The sequence below is a fragment of the Stenotrophomonas sp. STEN030 genome, assembly GCF_056759995.1.
The window spans coordinates 39,368-46,038 of sequence record NZ_JBRREB010000037.1 but is presented as its reverse complement, the minus strand read 5'-3'; the positions used below and the strand labels follow the sequence as shown (position 1 = coordinate 46,038).

At 61.0% G+C, this 6,671-nt stretch carries 7 protein-coding genes; 1 reads left to right on the top strand and 6 read right to left on the bottom strand.

The genetic code is table 11. The features are described 5' to 3' along the window. Positions 1 to 82: 82 nt before the first annotated feature. The gene (locus ACVOLR_RS13735; protein ID WP_481536923.1) at positions 83 to 964 is read right to left on the bottom strand and encodes a LysR family transcriptional regulator; all 882 of its coding nucleotides are present in this window, start codon (positions 962 to 964) and stop codon (positions 83 to 85) included. A 134-nt stretch (positions 965 to 1,098) separates the two neighbouring features. Here ACVOLR_RS13735 and ACVOLR_RS13730 point away from each other — a divergent pair, with 134 nt between their 5' ends. Beyond that, on the top strand, positions 1,099 to 1,854 hold the full coding sequence (locus ACVOLR_RS13730; RefSeq protein ID WP_481536922.1) for an alpha/beta fold hydrolase: 756 nt from the start codon (positions 1,099 to 1,101) through the stop codon (positions 1,852 to 1,854). Positions 1,855 to 1,930: 76 nt separating this feature from the next. On the opposite strand, the gene ACVOLR_RS13725 is transcribed toward ACVOLR_RS13730, so the two are convergent. From ACVOLR_RS13725 to ACVOLR_RS13705, 5 genes are all read right to left on the bottom strand, one after another. Next, on the bottom strand, positions 1,931 to 3,004 hold the full coding sequence (locus ACVOLR_RS13725; protein ID WP_481536921.1) for a serine hydrolase domain-containing protein: 1,074 nt from the start codon (positions 3,002 to 3,004) through the stop codon (positions 1,931 to 1,933). Between the two features lie 99 nt (positions 3,005 to 3,103). After that, positions 3,104 to 3,649 carry a hypothetical protein gene (locus ACVOLR_RS13720; protein WP_481536920.1) on the bottom strand — a complete coding sequence of 182 codons (546 nt, stop codon included), beginning with the start codon at positions 3,647 to 3,649 and terminating at the stop codon, positions 3,104 to 3,106. Positions 3,650 to 4,032: 383 nt separating this feature from the next. Next, positions 4,033 to 4,419: a nuclear transport factor 2 family protein gene (locus ACVOLR_RS13715; protein WP_481536919.1), complete on the bottom strand. Its 387-nt coding sequence runs from the start codon at positions 4,417 to 4,419 to the stop codon at positions 4,033 to 4,035. A gap of 123 nt (positions 4,420 to 4,542) precedes the next feature. Continuing rightward, complete coding sequence (locus ACVOLR_RS13710) at positions 4,543 to 5,442, bottom strand: type 1 glutamine amidotransferase domain-containing protein (protein ID WP_481536918.1); 900 nt, start codon at positions 5,440 to 5,442, stop codon at positions 4,543 to 4,545. Positions 5,443 to 5,532: 90 nt separating this feature from the next. Continuing rightward, positions 5,533 to 6,549, bottom strand: a complete 1,017-nt coding sequence (locus tag ACVOLR_RS13705) for an AraC family transcriptional regulator (protein ID WP_481536917.1) — start codon at positions 6,547 to 6,549, stop codon at positions 5,533 to 5,535. Positions 6,550 to 6,671: the final 122 nt, after the last annotated feature.

The window sequence follows — 6,671 nt, the reverse complement described above, 5'->3', positions numbered from 1 at the left end:
CCCCCCGCGCGGCCACCCCGGGGCAACCCGGGGCCCCCGGGGGGTGCCGATCCCAACCCCCACTCGCACCCCGGTTTGCCGATCAGCCAAAGTTCTCCAAAGCAAAGTCCAGGAAGCTTCGTAGCTTCGGCGTCATCCGGCGGTCCGGTGCAAACAGCATGTGCAGTTCCCGCGCTGGCGATACGTGGTCTGGCAACAGACGCTGCAGGCGGCCGGTAGCGACATCGTCGGCAACCAGGGCGCTTGGCTGCAGCAGGATGCCGTGACCAGCGATGGCAGCTGCCCTGAGCGCTTCACCACTGTCGGTGCTGAACCTGCCGGTGATGGACACGGAGGTGCGACCTTCGGGCCCTTCGAATTTCCACTCGGTGCGCATCGATGTGTGCGCGAAGACCAGGCATTCGTGCTGCTTCAAATCCTGCGGCCGCGCCAGCGGCGGGCTGCGCTGGATGTAGGCCGGTGAAGCGCAAAGCACCAGTTGCAGCGGTGCAAGCTCGCGTGCCTGCAGGCTGCTGTCCGGTAGTTGCCCGGTACGGAAGACAACGTCAAAGCCCTCGTCAAGGAGATCGACGGTACGGTTGCTCAGGCTCAGGTCGATGGCAACCTCCGGATGCTCCTGCAGGTAGCGCGGCAAAAGTGGGGCCAAGGCATGACTGCCGAAGGTGATGGGAGCGCTGATGCGCAGCTTGCCGCGTGGCGTGGCCCGTGACTCCGCCATCAGTGCTTCGGCTGCTTCCATCTCCGCAAGAATGTTTTTTGCGCGCTCATAGAACAGCTGGCCGCTCTCGGTCAGGCTCTGGCGGCGGGTGGTGCGGTTGAGCAACTTGATGCCCAGCGCCGTTTCCAGTGCCTGGATCTGTTTGCCGGCGAACTGGGGGGAGATGTCCAGTTCAGTCGCGGCCGCAGAGAACGAGCCGAGCTCGACGGCCCGGGTGAACACCTGCATCGCATAGAGGCGGTCCATTTGAATCCAGATGGTTCTAGTGATTGAACTGGATGCAAATTTATCCCATATGGTTGCGTATGTAGAGTGATCAAACGCAGCCGAGTCCGGTTGCCTTGATCCCTTCAACAGGAACTACTGTCATGCAACTTCTTATGAAAAGCGCATTTTTTGCCGCTGCGCTGAGTGCTGGAACAGCCGGTGCGGCTCCAGCCCCGGTGATGGGTAAGCCCACGGTCGTCTTGGTCCACGGAGCCTTTTCCGACGGCCATGCCTGGGATCGGGTGATTCCGCTATTGCAGGCCAAAGGATTGAATGTGGTCGCGGTGCAGAACCCGCTCAGCTCACTGGAGGATGACGTCGCCAAAACCAAGCGGGCGATCCAGGCGCAAACTGGCCCGGTTGTGCTGGTTGGTCACTCCTATGGTGGCGCTGTCATTTCCGATGCAGGTGAAGATGAGCGCGTGAAAGCACTTGTCTATGTCGCAGCGTTCGCACCGTCAGAAGGGCAGTCGGTGAGTGACTTGTCCAAGGACTACCCGACACCTTCCGGTTTCAGCCACCTCAACGCAGACAAGGACGGCTATCTGACGCTGACGCTGGAAGGCGTAGCGCACCACCTTGCACAGGATCTGAGCCTGGCCGACGCCAAGCTGCTGGCCGCTACCCAGAACCCGACCAATAGCGCCAACTTCGCTGCAAAGACATCGGCTGCAGCGTGGACCAGCCGCCCGTCGTGGTACGTCGTGAGCGAGCAGGACCATATGCTTGATACCGGCCTGCAGAAGGACCTTGCGAAGAAGATCGGTGCCCTGGTAACCACGCTTGATACAAGCCATGTTCCGCAGTTGTCGCAACCCCAGAAGGTGGCGGATGTGATCCTTGCGGCGGTGGAGCAGGTAGCCAGATAAGCGAAAACCGGGGTCCGAGCGGGGTTTAGTTACCAAACCCCACTCTGACCCCCGGTTTCGCCCCCCGTTTCCCCGTCTACTTTCTAACACCCAAACCCCCCTCGCTACCGTAGATAAGATCAACGATTGCCTGCAGAAAGTCGTTGGTCGGGATGCGTTCGCCGTTGGTGGAGTACGCGATCGCTACTCCATCGTTGGGGTTGTAGATCACGCGCGAGTGCGAGCCGAGAACGTCGCCACCGTGACCTAGGAAGTGATTCCCGCCGTAGTTGAACTCGGCCAGCCCTCGTCCCCAACCGCTGCCAGCCGGCCGCGGCTTCATCTGGTCCACGGTCTCCCTGCGCAACAGCTTGTACTCGAACAGAGCGGTGATCAGCACATTCAGGTCGTGTGTAGTGGCAGCGATATCACCAACACCGATCACATTGGAATAGTCGACATCCTTGATCTCCCCCCACTGTCCAGCGAAGGCATAGGACTTGAAGGTATTGGTTGGATGAGACTTTATTGATGCGAAATTTTTGAGACCCAGCGGCGCTGCAATCTCCTGGGCAACGATCTCGTGATAGTCGCGCCCATAGACTTTCTCAAGGATCATTCTCAGCAGGAAGTACGCGGAGTTGGAGTACGCAACGCGTTCGCCGGGCTCGAATGTTGTGCCTTGCCTCTTGATCTCCTCCAGGATCTCGTTCTGGCTAAGTTGGTCGACCACCCAAAGCGAGCCATCCTTTATCCCGAAATTCCCAAGCCCGCTTGAATGCTCCAGCAGGTTCCTGATGGTGATTTTCTGCGAAGACGGCATATCAGGATAGAAGTCGGACAAGCTGTCATCCAGACTCAGGCGCCCGTTCTCTATCAGCTTGAACGCCAGAATCGCCGTCACCATCTTGGTTGCGGATGCGACCTGGTATTTGCTGTTTTCATCATGCGCAACACCAGTCAGATACTGCTGACCGAAGCTCCTGGCATAGACCTCGCGGCCGCCCTTGAAAATGGACACACTGCCGATGCCACCATTGTTGTCTTCGACATGGTTGAGGAGGTCATCAAGCCTTTCCTCATGCACTGCTTGTGACGACACCGGCGTCGAATACGCCGCCTGCGCAAGCGCGAAAGCGGGAAGAAACAACAAGGCAGCCAATCTCTTCATATCGCTCGCTTTGATTCGGTGACTCAGTTGCGTATGTGCTGGTGACCGAGAGACATCCACTGGCCTGAGGTGGAGCAGGTAAGTCCTCCGGTTGCTACATCATGCTGCCGTAGCAGGGCGCGCGCGACGCAACACCCATCGCAAGGCCGGCCATGCAACCAGCCGGCTGACCGCAGCGATCAGCATCGGCACGCAAGCCACCAGCGCCGGAAGTACTGGGCCGAAGACGAAGGTCATCCCCATGACGAAGCCGAACAGGTACTCTGCCCGGTAGGCCGGGAACAACACAGCAGCCACCAGCAGCGCCATCATCACCTGCGTTGCCGCCGCCTCGCCGCTGGTCACGAAGGCCACCGACAGCGCGGCTCCTCCCAGCAGTGCTCCGAGGAAGCCGGCGATGGCCGGAACGAGTGCACCTGACCGCTCGCGCGTTCGTCGAGTAACTACCCAACCTGCCAATGCGCCCAACAGCGGCATCACCAGCAGCGCCCACAGATTGGAGATTGCCGGCAGGCTCGCATCATTGAGCAGGTGGTGGCGCAGAATGCCGCCGTGAGTGTGTTCCCAGAACAACTGCATGAGTGCGGTGGCCATGCCAAGTGCCACGGCAAAGGGAAGCAGCCATCGGGGCTTCTGCGTCGTCATGATCAAATCCCTATGAAGGGAGTCCGGATTGTGATGGCGACAGAATAGGAACGGCACAAGCAGCGCGCAATGTGACTGGCGGCACCATGACCAACGGCGGTAGTGATTGTAGAGAGACCAGCCAATCACTCCTCTGGACTGCCATGGAGATCGCTTGGTTCTGCTGTCTTCTTGCGGCTAGAGCAAACGGGCAGTTGAGGCCAACGCGCCGATCCGTGTTCGGCACTTGAATGATGCATTCGCCAGCATGGCCATCATGCATAACCGCGGGGTTGTCTCACGCGATAGTTCATGCAGCCATATCCGCCAACACCACACAGGCAATGCGCCCGGCTTTCACCAGGCGCATCACCACGTAACTCAAGCAAGCAGCAACGTGCCGCTCAGGTTGCCGGCGTCTTGCGCTTGCCGCTCCATGACTTGCTGACGATCATCCAGTTGCCGTCGATCTTCGCCAACGCGAGGTAGTCCGAGCCGTCCCATGTCGGATAGTCGAGCGTGAGCTTGACCACGGCCGCGCTGTCCGTGACATCCAGGATCTGGTACTGGCGATGACGTTGCGCCTCGTCCGACGCTGGCTTGCCGGGGAATCCATTGGCCCATTCTTCCGTGGTCTCCATGACAACAGCGCCGCGATTGGTCGAATAGCCGATAACCACGCCGTCTTTCCGCAGTACGCCGCTGAGCAGCTTGGCGTCGCCTGCTTCGAAGCCGCGCAGCAGGGTCTGCATGGCGCGGTCAACCTCGGCACGCTCGTTGCTTTGTGCCATCAGCGATGTCGGGAGCAGGAGCAGGGCTGCGGCGAGAACCGCGGATCGGATTGAAGTCTTCATTGGTGTCCTTGGTGTTGTTGGGTGGTGGATGTGATTGGAGGTGGACGAAGTTCTGGCTGCTCAATCCCTCCTGGTCTGGCCGGGTTGCGGATTGGGGAGCGTGCGCAGCGCATCGACTACGGCTGCAGCCAGCGGTGCCGCGGACTGATAGTTCTGGCCCGTCATCACCCGGCCGTCGACTTCGATATAGGGGTCGTTGCTGTCCACGACGTTGAACAGGCCGCCACGGGACTGCACCGCTTGCCGCATCTGGAACGGAAATTCCTTGAAGTAGGCGGCACTGCGGTCTTCGTGTTCTTCGGGGTAGCCGGTGATGCGCTTGCCGGCGAGCAGGCTTTGGCCGCCGGCGAGCTTGAGGTTCACGATTCCGGCCGTGCCATGGCACACCGCCGAGACCACCCCGCCATTGCGTTCGTAGACATGCATGGCGATGTCCTGCAGGGCGCGGTTCTCCGCCACGCCGTACATGGCGTTGCTGCCACCCACGTAATAGACGGCGCGGTACAGGTTGGGGTCGATCTGCGCTGGCGTGGCGGTGTTGCGCAAGCCGCGCATGATGCGGTCATCGCGCAGGCGCGGCTCCACTTCCTTGCCCACGTAGGGGTCGAGGATGGGCACGTCGCCGCCGTCAGGGGTGACGAAGTCCACCGCATAGCCGGCGGCCTGGAATGTATCCCAGGCATGGACCACCTCGCCGAAGCTGATGCTGGCCGGGATGTTGGAGCTGCCGTGAACCTTGCTGCTGGCGAGGATGAACAGAATGCGTTGCTGTTCGGCCCTGTTGGGGACGGCCAGACCGGTGCTGGCGACAAGCTGCTTGTTGCCGGCCTGGTGCACGAATGTGTCAGGCAGCGGCCGCTCCATGGCGGGCCCGGCGCTCGCAGCGGCGTTGGAAATGCCGCCCTGCCATGCGCATAGCAGCAGGATCAGCAGGGGTTTGAGGAGTCGATGTAAGGGCATGGCGCCGGCTCGTTGGGGTGAGCCTGCAGCCTATATCTCCCCTTTTAAATCAATGTCTTGCTGTTTAATTCCGGAGTGCTGGAATCAATTTCAGGAGTTGCCGGCAGCGGCGCGGAACGCCCCTGGGGGGCGGCCCTCCAGCTTTTTGAAGGCGGCGTGGAAGGTGGACATCGATTGGAAGCCAGCCTCCTCGGCGACCAGCTCCAGCGGCTTTGGCGGCAGCTGCAGCAACAGTGCTTTTGCTTCGATGACACGCAACTGCGCCAGGTATTGTTTGAACGAAGTCTGCTTGTTGTCATTCAGCAGCTGCGACAGCCGGGTCTGCGGAATGCCGAGCCGACGAGCAAGACGGGGCAAGGTCAGGCCCGGGTCCAGATGCAGGCGCTCGCGGGCCATCAGCTCGGCCAAGGCCTGCAGTTGTGGTGCTGCCTCGTCTTCGGAAATCCGTCGGTGCTGGTAGGGCTCGATCGGTGCCTGGCCGGAACGCAGGCGCAGGTAGACCAGCACGCTCGCGGCCAGGATGAAGGTGAAGGACAGCGCGCCGACGATGTAAGAGGTGTAGCCGGCAGTGAAATAGGCGGCCCAGATCAGCCACACGCCGAGCAGCGCTCCCAGCAACAACACGGCAGAGGGCGTGCCGCTGAGTTGGGTGCGGTGCCGATACAGCAGTCCACTGGCCAATAGCAGGTAGCCCAGCCAGACATATTGAATGGCCGGGGTGATGGTATGCCGCCACAGCTCGGGATGGCCGGTGTAGGGCAGGAATACATTTACCCCGATGACAATGGCCAGCAACGCGCTGAGGTGCCAGCGGTCTGCCAGCCGTGGACCGGGAGTGCCGGCCAGGCCCGAACGCAGCAGAAAGAACAGACACGGCCCGATCATGAAGCAGGCGGTCAAACCCAGTTGCAGGAACACCCGGGGAATGTCCGGCCAGAAGTAATAGGCGACCGATTTGCCGGTGCGCATGCCTACGACCAGAATCAGCAGCGCCAGCCAGCGCTGGCTGGGCTCGCCCTTGGCCCGCCACCACAGGAACGATGCCAGGACGGTGCCAATGAAGGCGCCGAGCATGGCAAAGAAGAACAGGAAGTGTTGGCTCAGCATTGGCGAATTATTGAGAAAGCCAGCCTTTCGTCAAGTTGCGGAGGTCATGCGCGAGCCAGCGCGTAACGGTGGATGCGGCCTGTCATGGGGGCGGTTCGAGATGGCCGGGTCCCCGTGTTGGG